Origin of the sequence: Leptothrix cholodnii SP-6 (genome assembly GCF_000019785.1) — a bacterium.
Taxonomy (GTDB): domain Bacteria; phylum Pseudomonadota; class Gammaproteobacteria; order Burkholderiales; family Burkholderiaceae_C; genus Sphaerotilus; species Sphaerotilus cholodnii.
This window is the reverse complement of the sequence record NC_010524.1, coordinates 3,756,974-3,778,630: the sequence shown is the minus strand read 5'-3', so window position 1 is coordinate 3,778,630 and position 21,657 is coordinate 3,756,974. Positions and strand designations below refer to the sequence as shown.

Sequence of the window (21,657 nt, the reverse complement as noted above, 5' to 3'; positions counted from 1 at the left end):
GACCCCATTTAATTGAGGTTGACTTCACGCTGCACTGCAGTAAATTGCGTGCGTTTTCATGAAATTGCCAGGAGTGCGCCATGAGTCAGGCTGCCTCGGGACCCGCGTCCCAAGCTGAAATCCAATCCCTTGCTGCCCACGGTCTGTACGACCCGGCCCACGAGAAAGACGCCTGCGGCGTCGGTTTCGTCGCGCACATCAAGGGCACCAAGGCGCACTCGATCGTCGAGCAGGGCCTGAAGATCCTCGAGAACCTCGACCATCGCGGCGCCGTCGGCGCCGATGCGCTGATGGGCGACGGTGCGGGCATCCTGCTCCAGGTGCCCGATGAACTGTTTCGCGCCGAGATGGCCGCGCAGGGCGTCGAGCTGCCGCCGCTGGGCGAATACGGCGTCGGCATGATCTTCCTGCCCAAGGAACACGCCTCCCGCCTGGCCTGCGAGCAGGAGCTCGAGCGCGCCGTCAAGGCCGAGGGCCAGGTGCTGCTGGGCTGGCGCGACGTGCCGGTCGACGCGGCGATGCCGATGTCGCCCACCGTGCGCACCACCGAGCCGGTGATCCGCCAGATCTTCATCGGCCGTGGCGCCGACGTGATCGTGCCCGATGCGCTCGAGCGCAAGCTCTACGTCATCCGCAAGACCGCCTCGGCCGCGATCCAGGCGCTCAAGCTGACGCACAGCCGCGAGTACTACGTGCCCAGCATGTCGTGCCGCACGATCATCTACAAGGGCCTGCTGCTGGCCGACCAGGTCGGCAAGTACTACCTCGACCTGCAGAACCCGGCCTGCACCTCGGCGCTGGCGCTGGTGCACCAGCGTTTCTCGACCAACACCTTCCCCGAGTGGCCGCTGGCCCACCCGTACCGGATGGTGGCGCACAACGGCGAGATCAACACCGTCAAGGGCAACTTCAACTGGATGCGCGCCCGCGAAGGCGTCATGAAGTCGCCGGTGCTGGGTGACGACCTGAAGAAGCTCTACCCGATCAGCTTCGAGGGCCAGTCCGACACCGCCACCTTCGACAACGCGCTCGAGCTGCTGACGATGTCGGGCTACTCGCTGGCGCACGCCGCGATGATGATGATCCCGGAGGCCTGGGAACAGCACACCACGATGGACGAGCGGCGTCGCGCGTTCTACGAGTACCACGCCGCGATGATCGAACCGTGGGACGGCCCGGCCGCAATGGTCTTCACCGACGGCAAGCAGATCGGCGCCACGCTGGACCGCAACGGCCTGCGCCCGGCGCGCTACATCGTCACCGACGACGACCTGGTCGTGATGGCCTCCGAGGCCGGCGTGCTGCCGATCCCCGAGAACAAGATCGTGCGCAAGTGGCGCCTGCAGCCGGGCAAGATGTTCCTGATCGACTTCGAGCAGGGCCGCATCGTCGACGACGAGGAGCTGAAGAACCAGTTCGCGTCGGCCAAGCCGTATCGGCAGTGGATCGAGAACGTGCGCATCAAGCTCGGCACCATCCCGGCCGGCGAGACGCAGGCGCCGGTGTTTGCCGAGTCGCTGCTCGACCGCCAGCAGGCCTTCGGCTACACGCAGGAGGACATCAAGTTCCTGCTCGCGCCGATGGCCGCCAACGGCGAAGAAGGCATCGGCTCGATGGGCAACGACTCGCCGCTGGCGGTGCTGTCGGACAAGAACAAGCCGCTGTTCAACTACTTCAAGCAGCTGTTCGCGCAGGTCACCAACCCGCCGATCGACCCGATCCGCGAAGCGATCGTGATGTCGCTCGACAGCTTCATCGGCCCCAAGCCGAACCTGCTCGACATCAACGCGGTGAACCCGCCGATGCGGCTCGAGGTCAGCCAGCCGGTGCTCGACTTCGCCGACATGGCGCGCCTGCGCGGCATCGAGCGCCACACCGGCGGCAAGTTCAAGTCGTACGAGCTCAACATCGTCTATCCGCTGGCCTGGGGCGCCGAAGGCGTCGAGGCCAAGCTGGCGTCGCTGTGCGCCGAAGCCGTGGACGCGATCAAGAGCGGCCACAACATCCTGATCATCACCGACCGCTGGATGGACCGCGAGCTGGTGGCGATCCCCGCGCTGCTGGCGCTGTCGGCTGTCCACCATCACCTGGTGCGTGAAGGCCTGCGCACGACCGCCGGCCTGGTGGTCGAGACCGGCTCGGCGCGCGAGGTGCATCACTTCGCGGTGCTGGCCGGCTACGGTGCCGAAGCCGTGCACCCCTACCTGGCGCTCGAGACCCTGGCCGACCTGCACAAGGAACTGCCGGGCAACCTGAGCGCCGACAAGGCGATCTACAACTACGTCAAGGCGGTCGGCAAGGGTCTGTCGAAGATCATGTCCAAGATGGGCGTGTCGACCTACATGTCGTACTGCGGTGCGCAGCTGTTCGAGGCGATCGGCCTCAACAAGGACCTGATCGCCAAGTACTTCCGCGGCACGCCCACGCAGGTCGAGGGCATCGGCGTGTTCCAGGTCGCCGAAGAGGCGATCCGCAACCACCGCGCCGCGTTCGGCGACGACCCGGTGCTGGCCAACATGCTCGACGCTGGCGGCGAATACGCCTGGCGCAGCCGCGGTGAAGAGCACATGTGGACGCCCGACGCGATCGCCAAGCTGCAGCACAGCACGCGCGCCAACAAGTTCGACACCTACAAGGAATACGCGCAGATCGTCAACGATCAGAACAAGCGTCACCTGACGCTGCGCGGCCTGTTCGAGTTCAAGCTCGACCCGAGCAAGGCGATCCCGCTGGAAGAAGTCGAATCGGCGGCCGAGATCGTCAAGCGTTTCGCCACCGGCGCGATGTCGCTGGGCTCGATCAGCTCCGAGGCGCACTCGACGCTGGCGATCGCGATGAACCGCATCGGCGGCAAGTCCAACACCGGCGAAGGCGGCGAGGATCCGGCGCGTTATCGCAACGAGCTCAAGGGCATCAAGATCACCGACGGCACCAAGGTGTCGGACGTGATCGGCGCCAAGGTGATCGAAGCCGACTACACGATGAAGGACGGCGACAGCCTGCGCTCGAAGATCAAGCAGGTGGCGTCGGGCCGTTTCGGCGTCACGACCGAGTACCTGGTGTCGGCCGACCAGATCCAGATCAAGATGGCCCAGGGCGCCAAGCCGGGCGAGGGCGGCCAGCTGCCGGGCGGCAAGGTGTCCGAGTACATCGGCCGTCTGCGTCACTCGGTGCCGGGCGTGGGCCTCATCAGCCCGCCGCCGCACCACGACATCTACTCGATCGAGGATCTGGCGCAGCTGATCCACGACCTGAAGAACGTCAATCCGGCCTCGTCGATCAGCGTCAAGCTGGTGTCGGAAGTGGGCGTGGGCACCATCGCCGCGGGCGTGACCAAGTGCAAGGCCGACCACATCGTGATCGCCGGCCATGACGGCGGCACGGGCGCCTCGCCCTGGTCGTCGATCAAGCACGCGGGCACGCCGTGGGAACTGGGTCTGGCCGAAACCCAGCAGACCCTGGTGCTGAACCGCCTGCGCGGCCGTGTGCGTGTGCAGGCCGACGGCCAGATGAAGACCGGCCGCGACGTCGTCATCGGCGCGCTGCTGGGCGCCGACGAATTCGGCTTCGCGACCGCGCCGCTGGTGGTCGAGGGCTGCATCATGATGCGCAAGTGCCACCTCAACACCTGCCCGGTGGGCGTGGCCACGCAGGACCCGGTGCTGCGCGCCAAGTTCACCGGCAAGCCCGAGCACGTCGTCAACTTCTTCTTCTTCATCGCCGAAGAAGCGCGCCAGATCATGGCGCAGCTGGGCATCCGCAAGTTCGACCAGCTGATCGGCCGCGCCGACCTGCTCGACACCAAGAAGGCGATCCAGCACTGGAAGGCCCGCGGCCTGGACTTCAGCCGAGTCTTCCACCTGCCGGCGGTGCCGGCCGATGTGCCGCGCCTGCATGTGTCGAACCAGGATCACGGGCTCGAGAAGGCGCTCGACAACAAGCTCATCACGAAGGCGAAAGCCGCGATCGAGAAGGGCGAGAAGGTCCAGTTCATGGAGGACGCGCGCAACGTCAACCGCTCGGTCGGCGCGATGCTGTCGGGCGAGCTGATCAAGCACCATCCGGACGGCCTGCCCGACCAGTCGATCTTCGTGCAGATGGAAGGCACCGGCGGCCAGAGCTACGGCGCCTTCCTGGCCAACGGCATCACCTTTTACCTGATCGGCGAGGCCAACGACTACACCGGCAAGGGCCTGTCGGGTGGCCGCATCGTGGTGCGTCCGTCGATCGAGTTCCGCGGCGATGCGTCGAAGAACATCATCATCGGCAACACCGCGCTGTTCGGCGCCACCAGCGGCGAGGCCTTCTTCCGCGGCGTGGGCGGCGAGCGCTTCGCGGTGCGTCTGTCGGGCGCGACCACGGTGGTCGAAGGCACCGGCGACCACGGCTGCGAGTACATGACCGGCGGCACGGCGGTCGTGCTGGGCAGGACCGGGCGCAACTTCGCCGCCGGCATGTCGGGTGGCATCGCCTACGTCTACGACGAGGACGGCAGCTTCGCCAGCCGCTGCAACACCGCGATGGTGGCGCTCGACAAGGTGCTGTCGGCCGCCGAGCAGGAGAAGACGGTCGATCTCGCCACTTGGCACAAGGGCCAGACCGACGAGGCCTTGCTCAAGAAGCTGATCGAGGACCATCACCGCTGGACCGGCTCGCTGCGCGCCCGCGACATCCTCGACAACTGGACCGAGGCGCGTGGCCGCTTCGTGAAGGTGTTCCCGCACGAGTACAAGCGCGCGCTGGGCGAGATGGGTGCCACGCAGGCGGCCGATGCCACGATCGCCAAGGCCAAGGGCGGTGACAAGGGCGACAAGAAGGGCACGACCAAGGTCGTCCCGGCCAAGTAAAGCGAGCCCCCGCCGCGCGCCGGGCGCGCGGCGAACGCCGATCAACCTAAAGATTGAAGATTCACCATGGGCAAGGTCACTGGTTTTCTCGAATACGAGCGGCTCGAAGAGGGCTACGAGCCGGTCGAGAAACGCGTCAAGAACTACAAGGAATTCGTCATCGGCCTGAAGGCTGACGATTCCAAGGTGCAGGCTGCGCGCTGCATGGACTGCGGCACGCCGTTCTGCAACAACGGCTGCCCGGTCAACAACATCATCCCGGACTTCAACGATCTGGTGTATCGCGGCGACTGGCAAAACGCCATCACCATCCTGCACAGCACCAACAACTTCCCCGAGTTCACCGGCCGCATCTGCCCGGCACCCTGCGAAGCGGCTTGCACGCTCAACGTCAACGACGACGCGGTGGGCATCAAGTCGATCGAGCACGCGATCATCGACCGCGCCTGGGAAGAGGGCTGGGTCGTGCCGCAGCCGCCCAAGGTCAAGACCGGCAAGAAGATCGCCGTGGTCGGCTCCGGCCCCGCGGGCATGGCGGCGGCGCAGCAGCTCGCGCGTGCCGGTCATGCCGTGACGCTGTTCGAGAAGAACGACCGCGTCGGCGGCCTGCTGCGTTACGGCATCCCCGACTTCAAGATGGAGAAGACCCACATCGACCGCCGCGTCAAGCAGATGGAGGCCGAGGGTGTGGTCTTCCGCACCGGCGTGCTGGTGGGCGAGTGGCCGAAAGACGGACCCGCCAGCAAGGTCACCAACTGGGCCAAGGAAAGCATCAGCGCCGACCAGCTCAAGGCCGAGTTCGATGCCGTGCTGCTGACCGGTGGCTCCGAGCAGAGCCGCGACCTGCCGGTGCCGGGCCGTGATCTGGACGGCATCCATTTCGCGATGGAATTCCTGCCGCAGCAGAACAAGCTCAACGCGGGCGACAAGCTCAAGGGCCAGCTGCGTGCCGATGGCAAGAACGTGATCGTGATCGGTGGCGGCGACACCGGCAGCGATTGCGTGGGCACCAGCAACCGCCACGGTGCGGTCAGCGTGACGCAGTTCGAGGTCATGCCGCAGCCGCCGGTCGAAGAGAACCGCCCGCTGACCTGGCCGTACTGGCCGCTCAAGCTGCGCACCTCGTCGAGCCACGAAGAAGGCTGCAGCCGCGAGTTCGCGATCTCCACCAAGGAGTTCATCGGCGAAAAGGGCCGCGTCACCGGCCTGAAGACCGTGCATGTCGAGTTCAAGGACGGCAAGCTGGTCGACATCCCCGGCACCGAGAAGGAATACAAGGCCGACCTGGTGCTGCTGGCGATGGGCTTCGTCAATCCGGTGGCGACCGTGCTCGATGCCTTCGGCGTCGAGAAGGATGGCCGCGGCAATGCCAAGGCCGGCGTCGACGAGGTCGGCGGCTACAAGACCAATGTCGCCAAGGTGTTCGTCGCCGGTGACATGCGCCGCGGCCAGTCGCTGGTGGTGTGGGCGATCCGCGAAGGCCGCCAGGCCGCGCGCGCGGTCGACGAGTTCCTGATGGGGGCGACGACGCTGCCGCGCTGAGCCCCTGCGCTCGGTCCGAAGCCGCCTGCGGGCGGCTTTTTGCTTGCCGACTTTGCAACCCGGAAAAACGCGCCCTGGTGCTTTCCCCTATCATTTGCCCGTTTTTGCCGTGACGGATCCCCCGTCCCGGCCCGGATCGGAACCCGAATTGCACGCCACTGCTTCACTCGATGCCCCTTCGGTCGCCCCGCTGGTCGAACTGCGTTCGGTCACTTGCGGATACGGCGATCGGGTCATCCTGCGCGACGTGAACCTGACGGTGCCGCGCGGTTCGGTGGTCGGCCTGATGGGCACTTCGGGTGGCGGCAAGACGACGGTGCTGCGCCTGATCGGGCGACAGCTCGGCGCGATGTCGGGCCAGGTGCTGTTCGATGGCGTGGACATCGCCAGGCTCGATCGCCAGGGCCTGCACGAGGCGCGTCGGCGCATGGGCATGCTGTTCCAGTTCGGCGCGCTGTTCACCGACCTGTCGGTGTTCGACAACGTCGCCTTTCCGTTGCGCGAGCACACCCGGCTCGGCGAGGAAATGATCCGCGACCTGGTGCTGATGAAGCTCGATGCGGTCGGCCTGCGCGGCGCCCGTGACCTGATGCCCAGCCAGATCTCGGGCGGCATGAGCCGGCGCGTGGCGCTGGCCCGCGCGATCGCGCTCGACCCCGAACTGATCATGTACGACGAGCCTTTCGCCGGCCTCGACCCGATCTCGATGGGCGTGGCCGCGCGCCTGATCCGCGAGCTCAACGATGCGCTGGGTGTGACCAGCATCGTCGTCTCCCACGATGTCGACGAGACCTTCCTGATCGCCGACCACATCGTCTTCATCGCCAACGGCAGCATCGCCGCGCAGGGCACGCCCGACGAGATGCGCGCCAGCGACGATCCGCTGGTCCGGCAGTTCGTCAGCGCCGCGGCCGATGGCCCGGTGCGCTTCCATTACCCCGCGGTGCCTGCACTCGACGATTACCGACTGGGGGTGCCGCGATGAGCTGGGGACTGTCGGATCTGGGTTATTCGGTGCGCTGCAAGCTGGCCGACATCGGCCTGGCGACGCGCCTGCTGCTGCGCCTGCTGGTGCTCACGCCGGTGGCCCTGCGGCGCTGGCGGCTGGTGTTCGACCAGATCCATTTCCTCGGCAACCATTCGCTGGCGATCATCGGCGTGTCGGGGCTGTTCGTCGGTTTCGTGCTCGGGCTGCAGGGGTATTACACGCTGCAGCGCTACGGCTCGTCCGAGGCGCTCGGCCTGCTGGTGGCGCTGTCGCTGGTGCGTGAACTCGGGCCGGTGGTGACGGCGCTGCTGTTTGCCGGTCGGGCCGGCACCGCGTTGACGGCCGAGATCGGCCTGATGAAGTCGGGCGAACAGCTCGCCGCGATGGAGATGATGGCCGTCGACCCGATCCAGCGCGTGCTGGCGCCGCGTTTCATCGGCGGCATGGTGGCGATGCCCTTGCTGGCCGCGGTGTTCAGCGCGGTCGGCATCATCGGCGGCTGGCTGGTCGGCGTCGTGATGATCGGTGTCGACGCCGGCTCGTTCTGGTCGCAGATGCAAGGCGGCGTCGATGTCTTCAAGGACATCGGCAACGGCGTCATCAAGAGCGTGGTGTTCGCGCTCATCGTCACGTTCATCGCCCTGTTGCAGGGCTACGAATGCCAGCCCACGCCCGAAGGGGTCGCGCGAGCGACCACCCGCACCGTGGTGGTGTCGTCGCTGGCGGTGCTGGCGTTCGACTTCGTGCTCACCGCGCTGATGTTCTCGATTTGAAGATGCACGGAGGAACCCTTGCAAAAATCCCGTCATGACCTCTGGGTCGGCCTGTTCGTCGCCATCGGCGCGGCCGCCCTGCTGTTCCTCGCGCTGAAGGCCGGCAATCTGCTGGCGATCTCGTTCGAGCCCACCTACCAGGTCGTCGCCCGCTTCGACAACATCGGCGGCCTGAAACCGCGTGCGGCGGTCAAGAGCGCCGGCGTGGTGGTGGGGCGGGTGGCCAGCATCACCTTCGACGACAAGAGCTACCAGGCCAGCGTGCACCTCGATCTCGAACGGCGCTTCGCCTTCCCGAAGGACAGCTCGGCCAAGATCCTGACCGCCGGCCTGCTGGGCGAGCAGTACATCGGCCTCGAGCCCGGCCCGGCCGAGAACAACCTGGCCGCCGGCGACGTCATCAGCCAGACCCAGTCGGCCGTGGTGCTCGAGACTCTGCTCAGCCAGTTCCTCTACAACAAGGCGGCCGACGCAGGAAGCGGTGACGGAGCCGCCAAGTGAGACGGCTCCTGACATCCGCCCTGCTGGCGTCGACCCTGTTCGCCGGGTGTGCCACGGCGCACAAGCCCGATCCGATCGAGCCCTGGAACCGCGGTGTCTTCGCCTTCAACGAGGCGGTCGATGCCGCCGTGATCAAGCCGGTGGCCACGGTCTATCGCGACGTGCTGCCGGCGCCGGTGCGCCGCGGTGTCACCAACTTCTTCAGCAACATCCACGACATCTGGTCGGCCACCAACCTGTTCATGCAGGGCCGGGTGCGCGACGGGTTTTCGGATGTGGCGCGCTTCGGCACCAACACCGTGTTCGGGGCGCTGGGCCTGTTCGACGTGGCCAGCGAAATCGGTCTCGAGCGCCACGGCGAGGACCTCGGCCAGACCCTCGGCCACTGGGGCGTGCCGGCGGGCGCCTACATCGTCTGGCCCGTGTTCGGGCCGTCGACCCTGCGCGATTCGCTCGACATCCCGTTCGATACCGTCCTGAGTCCGTCCGGTTTCGTCTCGCCCGAATCCGCGGCCTATGCGCTCACGGGCGTGCGCGTCATCAACCTGCGCGCCGACCTGATCAAGGCCACCGACCTGATCGACCAGATCGCGCTCGACAAGTACACCTTCGTGCGAGATGCCCATCTGCAACGCCGCCTCAATCTGGTCTACAACGGCAACCCGCCCGAATCGGACGACGAGGAACCGTATCTCGATCCTTCCGACGACGGCGATCTGCCGTCTCCGCCCGCGCCCCAGGGTGCCGTGGTGCCTGCCGAAGGCGCCGCCTCCGCGGTTGCGAATCCCGCCTCGGCTCCGCGCTGAAGCGACCTGCCAACCGGGCCCGATCCAGCCGCCTGTCCTCCTCAGCCCGTCATGGGCCGTTGAAGCAGCGCAGCCATCCGGCCTGTCACTAGGAACAACACAATGCTGATGCGTTATTGGACGGCCCTCGTGGCCACTGTCTTCCTGCTCCTGGGCTCTGCCGCGCACGCCGAAACGGCGCCCGATGCGCTGGTCAAGCAGCTCTCGACCGAGGTGATCGACACCGTCAAGGCCGACAAGGAGATCCAGGCCGGCGACGTGCGCAAGGTCATCGCGCTGGTCGACTCCAAGGTGCTGCCGCACGTGAACTTCCAGCGCATGACCTCGATGGCGGTCGGCCGCTACTGGCGCCAGGCCACGCCGGAGCAGAAGAGCCGGCTGCAGGACGAGTTCAAGGTGCTGCTGGTGCGCACCTATTCGGGCGCGCTCAGCCAGGTGCGCGACCAGTCGGTGGTGATGAAGCCCCTGCGTGCCCAGCCTGCCGACACCGAAGTGCTGGTGCGTACCGAGGTCAAGGGCAAGGGCGATCCGATCCAGCTCGACTACCGCCTCGAAAAATCCGGTGACACCTGGAAGATCTACGACGTCAACGTGCTCGGCGTGTGGTTGGTCGAAACCTACCGCTCCAGCTTCGCACAAGAAATTTCCGCGTCAGGAATCGATGGCCTCATCAGCAAATTGGCCGAGCGCAACAAGGCACCGGCCGCCAAGAGCTGATAACGGTCCGACAGAAAAGTGCATCCATGCTGAGCCTGCCTGAACGCCTGACCCACGTCGAAACGCCACCGACGTTGCGCAGTCTTTTTGCCGAGATGGACGCCTTGCCCGCGGGCACGTCGGTCGTCATCGATGGCCATCAGCTGGGGCGCTTCGATTCGAGTGCCCTGGGCCTGCTGCTGTCGTGTCGCCGCCACGCCCAGACGCACGGACGCGGGTTTTCGACCCAGGCCCTGCCGCAGCGCCTGGTGCGCCTGGCCTCGCTCTACGGCCTGTCCGGCTGCATCTGAGCCTGCCGCTTGCGCGTCGCTGCGGCGGCGCTCATTCCGGCGATGCGTAGCGCTTGGCGCGCAGGTTCTTCTTGATCTCCTGCAGCATCGGGCGCAGCTCCGGCCCGAGTCGCAGCGACACGGCGGTGGTCAGGATGTCGATCACCGTCAGGTGCAGCAGGCGGCTGACCATCGGGCTGTAGCGGTCGTAGTCTTCCGGGTGATCGACCGCCAGCAGGATCTGCGCCTGGTGCGCCAGGGGTGAACCGCTGGCGCCGATCACGATGGTGTTCGCGCCCTTGCGTCGGGCGATCTCGGCGGCATCGAGCAGATCGCGGGTGCGGCCCGAGTTGGAGATCATCACGGCGCAATCGCCGGGCTCCAGCATCGTCGCGGCCATCACCTGCACGTGGCCGTCGCTGAAGGCGACGGCATGCACGCCCAGGCGAAAGAACTTGTGCTGCGCGTCCTGCGCCACGATGCCCGAATTGCCGACCCCGTAGAACTGGATGCGCTTGCCGGCACGCGCGGTGGCGGTGAGCGCCTCGATCGCGCGCTCCATCGCGTGCGTGGCGAGGTCGTTGCGGAACTTCAGCAGCGCGCTGACCGTGTTGTCGATCACCTTGACGATCAGGTCGTTGGGCTTGTCGTCCTCGTCGACCGCGCGGTGCACGAAGGGCACGCCCTCGTTGACGGTGCCGGCCAGCTTCAGCTTGAAGTCCGCCAGACCGTCATAGCCGACGCTGCGGCAGAAGCGCACCACCGTCGGCTTGCTGACGTGCGCCCGGTCGGCCAGTTCGGCCACCGGCAGGCTTGAAAAGCTGCGGGCATCGGCGAGCACCAGTTTGGCCACCCGCTGTTCGGCAGGCGAGAGTGCGGGCAGCGAGGCGCGGATTCGATCGAGCATGTTGGGTGCGTTCCGTGTGACACCGGCCGTTTCAGGGCCGGGCGTCAATGACGACGTGCCCGGGGCGACACGCCAGGGGTTGCCACGCCCGATCGGATCGGGCCAGCTCACTGCTCTTCGCTCCAAGCGAAGCCGTCGCGTGCGACCAGCGCGCTGGCCGCGGCCGGGCCCCAGCTGCCGGCAGCGTAACCGCGCGGGCCTTCGCCGCCGCTCTTGCGCTCGCGATCCCAGGCCTCGAGCACCGGTTCGACCCAGCGCCAGGCTTCTTCCTGCTCGTCGCTGCGCACGAACAGGTTCAGCCGCCCGGCGATCGCGTCGAGCAGCAGGCGCTCGTAGGCGCCCACCCGCTCGGTCGGGAAGGCCTTGTCGAAATCGAGGTCCAGCGACACCGGCGCCAGCGTGTCGCTGACGCCGCTGCCCTTGGCCGCCGACAGGTGCAGTTCCAGGCCGTCTTCGGGCTGCAGCTTGATCACCAGCTTGTTGGCGCGGTTGGTGCCCGGGAAGATCGGGTGCGGCACCGGCCGGAAGTTGACGACGATCTGCGCGTCGCGCGCGGCCAGCCGCTTGCCGGTGCGCAGGTAGAACGGCACGCCGGCCCAGCGCCAGTTCTGCACCTCGGTGCGGATGGCGACGAAGGTCTCGCAGTGGCTGCCCGTCGGCACCTTGACCTCGTCGAGGTAGGCCGGCACCTTCTTGCCGTCGACGTTGCCGGCGCGGTACTGGCCGCGCACCACGTCGCGCACCACGCTCTCGGCCGTGAACGGCTTGAGCGACTTCAGCACCTTGAGCTTCTCGTCGCGGATCGCGTCGGCGTCGTTGGTGCTGGGCGGCTCCATCGCGATCATCGTCAGCAGCTGCAGCGCATGGTTCTGGATCATGTCGCGCAGCGCGCCGGTGTTGTCGTAGTAGTCGCCGCGGGTGCCCACGCCCAGGCCTTCGGCCAGCGTGATCTGGATGTTGGAGATCGACTCGCGGCGCCACAGCGGCTCGAACAGCGCATTGCCGAAGCGCAGCGCCATCAGGTTCTGCACCGCCGGCTTGCCGAGGTAGTGGTCGATGCGGAACGCCTGGCGCTCGTTGAACACCGCCTTGACCACCTGGTTGATCTCCCGCGCGCTGCTCAGGTCGTGGCCCAGCGGCTTCTCCAGCACCACGCGCACGTGCGGCGCGTTCAGGCCGGCGTTGCCGAGCTGCTGGCAGATGGCGGTGAACAGGTGCGGGCTGGTCGCCAGGTAGAGCACCACGGTGTCGGCGCCGCGTTCGTCCAGCCAGGCCTTCAGGCCGGCGTAGTCGTCGGGCTGCGACAGGTCCATGCGGCGGTAGTGCAGCAGCTCGGCGAAACGCGCGAACTCGTCGTCGCTCGGGCGCTTCGAGCTTTCGACCTCGTGGAAACGCTCCTTGATGAAGGCCCGGTAGTCGTCGTCGCTGCGCTCGTCGCGCGCCACGGCCAGGATGCGCCCGCCCGCAGGCAGCTTGCCGTGGCGGAAGGCCTGGAACAGCGCGGGCATCAGCTTGCGCCACGTGAGGTCGCCGGTGCCACCAAAGAAGACGAGGTCGAAGGACATGGGTGAAGGCCTTTCGGTTGTACGACAGGGCTGTAACTGAGTTTCAGCATTGATGATGCATGAGTTTCTTTTTCGGGTCAATCCGGGCTTCAGCGCAATCGATACCGGTTGGCGTTTTGGCGGCTTTTCCCTGGTATCGACAGGGTTTGCGGCCTTCGCCGGCCCGCTGCTCGCGGCCGTAACTCGCTTGAACTCCAGGCCCGCGTGGTTGCGTTCTAATCGCCGAGTAGCCACCTGCCAACCGCCTCGCCATGAACCAGCTCGACCAACTCAAGCGCCTCACCACCGTGGTCGCCGACACCGGCAACTTCCTGCAGTTGGCGCAGTTCGCGCCGCAAGATGCCACCACCAACCCGTCGCTGATCCTCAAGGCGGTGCAGCAGGCCGAGTACGCGCCGCTGCTGACCGAAACCGTCGCCCGCCACCGCGGCCTGCCGCTCGACCAGGTGGTCGACCAGGTGCTGGTGCGCTTCGGCCTCGAGATCCTGAAGATCGTGCCCGGCCGCGTCTCGACCGAAGTCGACGCCCGCCTGAGCTTCGACACCGCCGCCACCGTGGCGCGCGCGCACCGCATCATCAATCTGTACGACGACGCCGGCATCGGCCGCGAGCGGGTGCTGATCAAGATCGCCTCCACCTGGGAAGGCATCCAGGCCGCCGCCGAGCTGGAGCGCGAGGGCATCCACTGCAACCTGACGCTGCTGTTCGCCTTCGCGCAGGCGGTGGCCTGCGGCGCAGCGGGCGTGCAGCTGATCTCGCCGTTCGTGGGCCGGATCTACGACTGGTACAAGAAGTCGGCCGGCGCCAACTGGGACGAGGCCGCGATGGCCGGTGCCAACGACCCCGGCGTGAAGTCGGTGGCGCAGATCTACAGCTACTACAAGAAGTTCGGCATCGCCACCGAGGTGATGGGCGCGAGCTTCCGCAACGTCGGCCAGATCACCGCGCTGGCCGGCTGCGACCTGCTGACCATCAGCCCCGACCTGCTGGCGCAATTGCAGGCCAGCGAGGAGCCGATCAGCGCCGCCCTCGACGCCGCCGCGGCCCGCGACGCCGCGATCGACGCGGTCCGCTACGACGAGCCCGGTTTCCGTTTCGCGCTCAACGAAGACGCGATGGCCACCGAGAAGCTTGCCGAAGGCATCCGCGCCTTCGCGGCCGATGCCGCCAAGCTCGACAAGATGATCCTGGCGCTCTGAGCCCGCGCCGCCCCACCGCAGGAGATACCGATGAACACACCCCGCTGTGACCAGACCGCGGCCTGGGCCGCGCTTGCCGCGCACCACCAGGGCGCCGGCCGCCAGTTCGACCTGCGCACCGCCTTCGGCGCCGACGCCGGCCGCTTCGACGCCTTCAGCCTGCAGGCGCCCGAGGTGTTCGCCGACCTGTCGAAGAACCACTGGGACGCCACCACCCGCGGCCTGCTGCTCGGCCTGGCGCGCCAGTGCCAGATCGAATCGCGCCGCGATGCCATGCTGGCCGGCGAGCCGATCAACCACACCGAAGGCCGCGCGGTGCTGCACACCGCCTTGCGCGCGCCGCGTGGCGCCGCACCTTTTTCGGACGACGTCCACGGCGTGCTCGACGCGATGCTGGCCTACGTCGAGCAGGTGCGCGACACCGCCACCAGCGGCATCAAGCACGTGGTCAACATCGGCATCGGCGGCTCGGATCTGGGCCCGCAGATGGTCGTGCCCGCGCTCGACGCCTACGCGCAGCGCGGCCTGCAGCTGCACTTCGTCTCCAACGTCGACGGCCACGACATCGCCCCGGTGCTGCGCGACCTGAACCCGCGCGAGACGCTGGTGATCGTCGCCTCCAAGACCTTCACCACCCAGGAAACGATGGCCAACGCGCAAGTCGCGCGCACCTGGTTCCTGGCCGGTTACGGCGAGGGTGGCGAGGCGGCGATCGCCAAGCACTTCGCGGCCAGCACCACCAACGTGGCGGCGGCCGCCAAGTTCGGCATCACCACCACCTTCGGTTTCTGGGACTGGGTCGGCGGGCGCTATTCGCTGTGGAGCGCCATCGGCCTGCCGATCGCGCTGGCCGTGGGCGCCGAGAACTTCCGCGCCCTGCTGGCCGGTGCGCACGCGATGGACCGCCATTTCGCCACCGCGCCGCTCGAATCGAACCTGCCGATCCAGCTCGGTCTGCTCGACGTCTGGTACCGCAACTTCCTCGGCTACACCAGCCGCAGCATCGCGCCCTATCACCAGGGTCTGCGCCGCCTGCCGGCCTACCTGCAGCAGCTGGAGATGGAGAGCAACGGCAAGTGCGTCGACCTCGACGGCGCCTCGCTGCCCTACGGCACCTGCCCGGTGGTCTGGGGCGAGGCCGGCACCAACGGCCAGCACGCCTACTTCCAGATGCTGCACCAGGGCACCGACGTGATCCCGGTCGAGTTCATCGCCGTCAAGACGCCCAACCACGGCCCCGACGTCGCCGACGAGTTGAAGGCCGGCCTGGCCGACCAGCACGTCAAGCTGCTCGCCAACTGCCTGGCACAGAGCCAGGCGCTGATGCTGGGCAAGACCACCGACGACGCGCTGACCGACAAGGCGCCCACCGCCTCGACCGCACTCGACGCGCTGACCGTGGCGCGCCACCGCACCTTCCCCGGCAACCGGCCGAGCAGCACGCTGGTGCTGGACCGGTTGAGCCCGGCGTCGCTGGGCGCGCTGATCGCGCTCTACGAACACCGCGTCTACACCAGCGGCGCGCTATGGGGCATCAACAGCTTCGACCAGTGGGGCGTGGAGCTGGGCAAGGCGCTGTGCAACCAGCTGCTGCCGCGTTTCGCGAGCGGTGAATCGGCCGGGCTCGATGCGTCGACCGCCGGCCTGCTGGCGCGTCTGCGCGGCTGACGCGATGAAGGCACGGGCTCGCTTGAGCGCAGCCCGTGCGGTTAGCTGTTAACCGGTCTTGATGTGAAACACCTGATCTTCGATTTCGGCGCCGTGGTGTTCCAGTGGCAGCCGGCCGCCTTGCTGGCGCGTGTGCTGCCGCAACGCGCGCATGACGAGGCCAGCACGCAGGCGCTGCAACGCGATTTTTTCCAGGGTTACGGCGGCGCCTGGGGCCGCTACGACCGAGGCACCATCGAACGCCCCGAGCTCATCGAGGGGCTGGTGGCGCAGACCGGTCTGCACGCCGACGAGGTGGCGGCGGTGGTCGACGCGGTGCCGGCCGAGCTGGCGCCGATCGGGCCCACCGTCGAGCTGCTGGGCCGCTTGCGCGATGCCGGCCACCGGCTGTTCTACCTCTCCAACATGCCTCGCCCGTTGGCAACGCATCTGGAGCAGTCGCATCACTTCCTGAGCTGGTTCGACGACGGCGTGTTCTCCGGCCGCGTGCAGCTGAGCAAACCCGAGCCGGCGATCTTTGTGCACGCGCTCGAAAGGTTCGGCGTGCCCGCGGGCGACTGCATCTTTCTCGACGACCACCCGGCCAATGTCGAGGCGGCGCGCGCGCTCGGCATCGACGCCGTGCTGTTCAGCGACGCGGCCCAGGCCGAGGCCGAGCTGCGCGAGATGGGCGTGCTGGCCTGAGCCGTCCGCCTCACAGCACGTGCGGCGTGCCGTCGTGCGGGGTGCTGATCCAGCGGTAATCCATCTGCCGCGCGGTCCGTTCGGCCAGCGCCTGACCGGCGAACACCGCCACCAGGTGCAGCGCCAGGTCGATGCCGGCCGAGATGCCCGCCGAGGTGTAGAGCGGCCGCGGCGGCGCCTCGTCGGTGGCGGGCAGCTGCGCGTTGACCCAGCGCATGCTGCTGTGGATCTTCAGCGTCGGGTGCGCCCGCTGCAGGTCGTCGATGTCCTCCCAGTGCGTCGTGCAGCTGCAGCCCTCGGGCAGCACGCCTGCGGCGGCGAGCACGAACACGCCGGTGCAGACCGACGCCACCGTTTCCACCTGCGTCGCCTGATCGGCCACCCAGGCCAGCGTGCGCGCGTCGGCCAGCGGTGCATCGACCACGCCGCCGGGGATCATCAGCAGGTCCAGCGGCGGATGCGCGTCGATGGTCTGGTCGGGCAGCAGTTGCAGGCCGGCGCGGGCGCGTATCGGCGCCTGGCTGGCGGCGATCGACAGCACCTCGAACGGTGGCGGCAGGCCCGCGCCGTGCAACCGCGCGTGCATGCGGCTGGCGGTGGTGAAGACCTCGTAGGGCCCGGCGTGGTCGAGCAGCTCGACGCCGTCGTAGATCAGCAGGCCGATGAGGCGGGTCGGGGTCGGGTTCATTTCTGCACCGCCAGCCAGCGCTCGGCCAGCCGCACCCACAAGGTGGCGCCGAGCGGGATCAGCGTGTCGTTGAAGTCGTAGTTCGGGTTGTGCAGGTTGCACGGGCCCAGGCCGTGGCCCTGCTCGCGGTGATCGCCATCGCCATTGCCGATCACAAAATAGGCGCCCGGTTTTTCGAGCAGGAAGAAGCTGAAATCCTCCGCGCCCATGGTCGGCTGGAACTCCAGCGTGTCGGCCTTGCCCACCACCTGCTGCATCACGCCGCGCACGAACTCGGCCTCGTCGGGATGGTTCACGGTGGGCGGGTAGTTGCGCTTGAAGTCGAACTCGCAGCTCGCCCCGAACGCCGTGCAGGTGTGCTCGGCCACCGTGCGCATGCGCTGCTCGATCATGTCCAGCACGTCGAGCGTGAAGGTGCGCACCGTGCCCTGGATCACGCAGCTGTCGGGCACCACGTTGGTGGCCTCGCCGGTGTGGATCATCGTCACCGAGATCACCGCCGCGTCGGTCGGGCGCTTGTTGCGCGTCACGATGGTCTGGAAGGCCATCACCATCTGGCAGGCGATCGGCACCGGGTCGACGCCGTTGTGCGGCAGCGCGGCGTGCGAGCCCTTTCCGGTGATGGTGATGTGGAACTCGTTGCTCGACGCCATCGTCGGCCCCTTGCAGACCGCGAACTGCCCCGCCGCCATGCCCGGCCAGTTGTGCATGCCGAAGATCGCCTGCATCGGAAAACGCTCGAACAGGCCGTCGCGCATCATCTCGCGCGCGCCGCCGCCGCCTTCTTCGGCGGGCTGGAAGACGAGGTAGACGGTGCCGTCGAAATCGCGGTGTTTCGCCAGGTGCTGGGCCGCGGCCAGCAGCATCGCGGTGTGGCCGTCGTGGCCGCAGGCGTGCATCTTGCCGGGGTGGCGGCTGGCGTGTTCGAAGCGGTTGTGCTCGGTCATCGGCAGCGCGTCCATGTCGGCGCGCAGGCCGATGGCGCGGTCCGACGTGCCACTCTTGATGATGCCGACCACGCCGGTCTTGCCCAGCCCGCGGTGGATCGGGATGCCCCATTCGGTGAGCTGGCGCGCCACCACGTCGGCGGTGCGCACCTCCTCGAAACACAGCTCGGGATGGGCGTGGATGTCGCGCCGGATGCGGGCGAGGCCGGGGGCTTGCTCGACCAGCGAGGCGATCAGGCGGGGTTCGGTCGGGGACATGCGGAGACTCCGTGGGCGCGCACCAAAAGGCAGTCGAATCATCTTAGCCGGGCGTTCAGCCTGAGCCCATCGGGGCATGCGACGCCCATGCCATGATGACGGCATGAGCGCCACAGCCACCGTTTCGACCCTCGGCCCCGCCGCCGATCCCACCCCGATCACCACGGGCCAGCCGACCCGCATCGTGCATGGCGCCTGCCCGCACGACTGCCCCGACACCTGCGCCCTCAAGGTCACGGTGCAGGGCGAGCCGGGCGCCGAGCGTGTCATCCACGTGCAGGGCTGGCACGAACACGAGACCACCCACGGCGCGCTGTGCACCAAGGTCTCTCGTTACGCCGAGCGCACGCATCACGCCGAGCGGGTGCTGCATCCGCTCAAGCGTGTCGGCCCCAAAGGCAGCGGCCAGTTCGTGCGCGTGGGCTGGGACGAGGCGCTGGCCGACATCGCCAACCGCCTGCGCGAGATCGCCGCGCGAGACCCGCAGGCCATCGTGCCCTACAGCTACGCCGGCACGATGGGCCTGCTGCAGGGCGAGAGCATGGCGGCGCGGTTCTTCCACAAGCTGGGCGCCTCGCTGCTCGACCGCACCATCTGCGCCTCGGCCGGTGGCGCCGCACTCGCCGCCACCTACGGCGCCAAGGTCGGCATGCACGTGCAGCAGTTCGAGCACGCCCGGCTGATCGTGATCTGGGGCAGCAACTCGATCGCGTCGAACCTGCATTTCTGGACCTACGCCCAGCGCGCCAAACGGGCCGGCGCCCGGCTGGTCTGCATCGATCCGCGCCGCACCGACACCGCCGACCGCTGCCACGAGCACCTCGCGCTCTTGCCCGGCACCGACGCCGCACTCGCGCTGGCGCTGATGCACGAGCTGATCGTCAACGACTGGCTCGACGCCGACTACATCGCCCGCCACGTGCAGGCCGGCCCCGACGGCTGGGAGGCGCTGCGCGCGCAGGCGCTGCAATGGCCGCCCGAGCGTGCGGCGCAGGTCTGCGGCCTGCCGGTCGAACAGATCCGCCAGCTCGCCGCCGATTACGGCCAGACGCGCCCGGCCGCGATCCGTCTCAACTACGGCATGCAGCGCGTGCGCGGAGGCGGCAACGCGGTGCGGCTGATCGCGCTGCTGCCGTGCCTGACCGGCGCGTGGCGCGAGCCGGCCGGCGGCCTGCTGTTGTCGAGCTCGGGCTGGTATCGCAACGTGCGCAACGACGCCGCGCTGCAGCGCCCCGACCTGCTCGCCGGCCGCCGCCCGCGCACCATCAACATGAGCACCATCGGCGCCGATCTGCAGCGCCCGTCGTCGCCGGATTTCGGCCCGCAGATCGAGGCGCTGATCGTCTACAACAGCAACCCGGTGGCGGTGGCGCCGCAGTCGCGCGAGGTGGTGGCGGGCTTTGCGCGCGAGGACCTGTTCACCGTCGTGCTCGAACACTTCCTGACCGACACCGCCGACCACGCCGACTACGTGCTGCCCGCCACCACGCAGCTCGAACACCTCGACGTGCACACCAGCTACGGCCACACCGACGTGCTGATCAACGAGCGGGCGATCGCGCCGCTCGGCGAGGCGCTGCCCAACACCGAGATCTTCCGCCGCCTGGCCGCCGCGATGGGTTTCGATGACGCGTGTTTCACCGACAGCGACGAGCAGCTCGCCCGCCAGGCTTTCGTCGACAGCATCGACTTCGACGCGCTGCGCCGCCACGGCTGGCAGCGCCTGCCGATCGCGCTGGCGCCGTTTGCCGACGGCGGTTTCCCGACCGCCGACGGCCGCGTCCAGGTCAGCGTGCCCGGCCTCGGCCTGCCGACACATCTGCCGCCCTACGAAAGCGCGGCCTCGGCGCCGGAGCTGGCGCAGCGTTTCCCGCTGGCGATGATCTCGCCGCCGGCGCGCAACTTCCTCAACTCCAGCTTCGTCAACGTCAAGAGCCTGCGCGACATCGAGGGCGAGCCGATCGTCGAGATCCATCCCGATGACGCGGTCGCACGCCGCCTGGTCGACGGCGCGTTGGTGCGGGTGTTCAACGACCGCGGCAGCTACCACTGCGCCGCGCGCATCAGCAACCGGGCGCGGCCGGGCGTGGTCAACGGCCTGGGCGTGTGGTGGCGCAAGCTCGGGCCACGCGGCACCAACGTCAACGAGCTGACGCACCAGCGCCTGACCGACATCGGCGCGGCGCCGTGTTTCTACGACGTGCTGGTGGAGGTCGAGGCGGCATGAGTGCGCGTGCCGCCCGGGTCGCATTGGTCGTAGTTGCCGCCGTGGCTTTGAGCGGCTGCGCGCAGATCGGCTATCTGTGGCAGTCGACCGGCGGCCACCTCAAGCTGCTGAACGCCGCCAAGCCGGTCGACGAGGTGCTGGCCGAGCCCGGCCTGGCGCCGGCCCTGCGCGAGCGGCTCGAACTCAGCCAGCGCCTGCGCGATTACGCCGTCACCGCGCTGCACCTGCCCGACAACGCCAGCTACCGCCGCTACGCCGATCTCGGCCGCAGCGCCGCGGTCTGGAACGTGGTGGCCGCGCCCGAGCTGAGCCTGCAGCTCAAGACCTGGTGTTTCCCGGTGGTGGGCTGCGTCGGCTACCGCGGTTATTACGCCCAGGCTGATGCGCAGGTCGAGGCTGATGAGTTGAAGGCGCAGGGCCTTGAAACGATGGTCTACGGCGTGCCCGCGTATTCGACGCTCGGCAAGATCCCGGGCCGTTTCTTTGCCGATCCGCTGCTCAACACCTTTGTCACCAGCTACAGCGAGATCGAGCTGGCGCGGCTGATCTTCCACGAGCTGTCGCACCAGGTGGCGTATGCGTCGGGCGACACCACCTTCAACGAGTCGTTCGCCACCGCGGTCGAGCGCATCGGCAGCGCCCGCTGGCTGGCCGAACAGCCGGCGGCGCAGCAGGAGCGCATCCGCACCCAGAGCGCGCAGGCGGACGCGCGGCGCGACGACTTCCGGCGCCTCACGATGGCGCTGCGCCAGGACCTCGACGCGATGTACCGCAGCCCGATCGGCGACGACGAGAAGCGCCGCCGCAAGGCCGAGCTGATCGAGCGCGCGCGCGCCGAACATGCCGCGCTGAAGGCCGGCGCGTGGGGCGGTTTTGCCGGCTACGACGGCTGGTTTGCCGGCATCAACAACGCCCGCATCGGCGTGCTGGCGGCCTACAACGCGCAGGTCGGCGATTTCGAGCGCCTGTTCGAGCGCCAGGGCCGCGACTGGCCACGTTTCTACGCCGAGGTGCAGCGCCTGGCCGCCTTGCCCGCCGCCGAGCGAACGGCCGCGCTGGCGCGGCCCTGAA

The 21,657-nt window shown here is 68.1% G+C and carries 17 protein-coding genes; 13 read left to right on the top strand and 4 right to left on the bottom strand.

All coding sequences use genetic code 11. From position 1 onward, the window contains the following. The first annotated feature begins 80 nt into the window (after positions 1–80). The 8 genes from LCHO_RS16930 to LCHO_RS16895 all read left to right on the top strand — a co-directional run bounded on the left by LCHO_RS16930 (position 81) and on the right by LCHO_RS16895 (position 10,464). Complete coding sequence (locus LCHO_RS16930) at positions 81–4,847, top strand: glutamate synthase-related protein (RefSeq protein ID WP_012348401.1); 4,767 nt, start codon at positions 81–83, stop codon at positions 4,845–4,847. Positions 4,848–4,913: 66 nt separating this feature from the next. Further along, entirely contained in the window at positions 4,914–6,389 is a 1,476-nt protein-coding gene (locus LCHO_RS16925) for a glutamate synthase subunit beta (RefSeq protein WP_012348400.1), read from the top strand. Positions 6,390–6,537: 148 nt separating this feature from the next. After that, a complete protein-coding gene (locus tag LCHO_RS16920; protein ID WP_012348399.1) occupies positions 6,538–7,374 on the top strand; it encodes an ABC transporter ATP-binding protein in 837 nt (278 codons plus the stop codon). Further along, positions 7,371–8,150 carry a lipid asymmetry maintenance ABC transporter permease subunit MlaE gene (gene mlaE, locus LCHO_RS16915; protein WP_012348398.1) on the top strand — a complete coding sequence of 260 codons (780 nt, stop codon included), beginning with the start codon at positions 7,371–7,373 and terminating at the stop codon, positions 8,148–8,150. Before LCHO_RS16920 ends, mlaE begins: the two co-directional genes overlap by 4 nt. An 18-nt stretch (positions 8,151–8,168) precedes the next feature. Then, the gene (gene mlaD / locus LCHO_RS16910; RefSeq protein ID WP_012348397.1) at positions 8,169–8,651 is read left to right on the top strand and encodes an outer membrane lipid asymmetry maintenance protein MlaD; all 483 of its coding nucleotides are present in this window, start codon (positions 8,169–8,171) and stop codon (positions 8,649–8,651) included. Continuing rightward, complete coding sequence (locus LCHO_RS16905) at positions 8,648–9,457, top strand: MlaA family lipoprotein (RefSeq protein ID WP_012348396.1); 810 nt, start codon at positions 8,648–8,650, stop codon at positions 9,455–9,457. Before mlaD ends, LCHO_RS16905 begins: the two co-directional genes overlap by 4 nt. A gap of 102 nt (positions 9,458–9,559) precedes the next feature. Then, positions 9,560–10,174 (top strand): MlaC/ttg2D family ABC transporter substrate-binding protein, encoded by a 615-nt coding sequence (locus tag LCHO_RS16900; RefSeq protein WP_012348395.1) that lies wholly within the window; start codon positions 9,560–9,562, stop codon positions 10,172–10,174. A 26-nt stretch (positions 10,175–10,200) separates the two neighbouring features. Further along, the gene (locus LCHO_RS16895) at positions 10,201–10,464 is read left to right on the top strand and encodes an STAS domain-containing protein (protein ID WP_012348394.1); all 264 of its coding nucleotides are present in this window, start codon (positions 10,201–10,203) and stop codon (positions 10,462–10,464) included. A gap of 31 nt (positions 10,465–10,495) precedes the next feature. Here the strand turns inward: LCHO_RS16895 and LCHO_RS16890 are convergent, their stop codons facing one another. Continuing rightward, positions 10,496–11,350 (bottom strand): SIS domain-containing protein, encoded by an 855-nt coding sequence (locus tag LCHO_RS16890; RefSeq protein WP_012348393.1) that lies wholly within the window; start codon positions 11,348–11,350, stop codon positions 10,496–10,498. 107 nt (positions 11,351–11,457) lie between these two features. Beyond that, positions 11,458–12,915, bottom strand: coding sequence for a glucose-6-phosphate dehydrogenase (zwf, locus tag LCHO_RS16885; protein ID WP_012348392.1), 1,458 nt, complete (start codon positions 12,913–12,915; stop codon positions 11,458–11,460). 251 nt (positions 12,916–13,166) lie between these two features. Between zwf and tal the strand changes: the two genes are divergently transcribed. The 3 genes from tal to LCHO_RS16870 all read left to right on the top strand — a co-directional run bounded on the left by tal (position 13,167) and on the right by LCHO_RS16870 (position 16,466). Continuing rightward, positions 13,167–14,114, top strand: a complete 948-nt coding sequence (tal, locus tag LCHO_RS16880) for a transaldolase (protein WP_012348391.1) — start codon at positions 13,167–13,169, stop codon at positions 14,112–14,114. Between the two features lie 30 nt (positions 14,115–14,144). Further along, the gene (gene pgi / locus LCHO_RS16875; protein ID WP_012348390.1) at positions 14,145–15,782 is read left to right on the top strand and encodes a glucose-6-phosphate isomerase; all 1,638 of its coding nucleotides are present in this window, start codon (positions 14,145–14,147) and stop codon (positions 15,780–15,782) included. A gap of 63 nt (positions 15,783–15,845) precedes the next feature. Beyond that, on the top strand, positions 15,846–16,466 hold the full coding sequence (locus LCHO_RS16870; protein WP_012348389.1) for an HAD family hydrolase: 621 nt from the start codon (positions 15,846–15,848) through the stop codon (positions 16,464–16,466). Between the two features lie 10 nt (positions 16,467–16,476). Here the strand turns inward: LCHO_RS16870 and LCHO_RS16865 are convergent, their stop codons facing one another. Together LCHO_RS16865 and LCHO_RS16860 are read right to left on the bottom strand one after the other, a co-directional pair. Then, positions 16,477–17,154, bottom strand: coding sequence for a DJ-1/PfpI family protein (locus tag LCHO_RS16865; RefSeq protein WP_012348388.1), 678 nt, complete (start codon positions 17,152–17,154; stop codon positions 16,477–16,479). Then, entirely contained in the window at positions 17,151–18,359 is a 1,209-nt protein-coding gene (locus LCHO_RS16860) for a M20 aminoacylase family protein (RefSeq protein ID WP_012348387.1), read from the bottom strand. The genes LCHO_RS16865 and LCHO_RS16860 overlap by 4 nt, the downstream gene beginning before the upstream one ends. A gap of 103 nt (positions 18,360–18,462) precedes the next feature. Between LCHO_RS16860 and LCHO_RS16855 the strand changes: the two genes are divergently transcribed. Both LCHO_RS16855 and LCHO_RS16850 read left to right on the top strand, forming a co-directional pair. After that, a complete protein-coding gene (locus LCHO_RS16855) occupies positions 18,463–20,586 on the top strand; it encodes a molybdopterin-containing oxidoreductase family protein (RefSeq protein ID WP_012348386.1) in 2,124 nt (707 codons plus the stop codon). Beyond that, positions 20,583–21,656 (top strand): aminopeptidase, encoded by a 1,074-nt coding sequence (locus LCHO_RS16850; protein WP_012348385.1) that lies wholly within the window; start codon positions 20,583–20,585, stop codon positions 21,654–21,656. Before LCHO_RS16855 ends, LCHO_RS16850 begins: the two co-directional genes overlap by 4 nt. Position 21,657 lies beyond the last annotated feature (1 nt).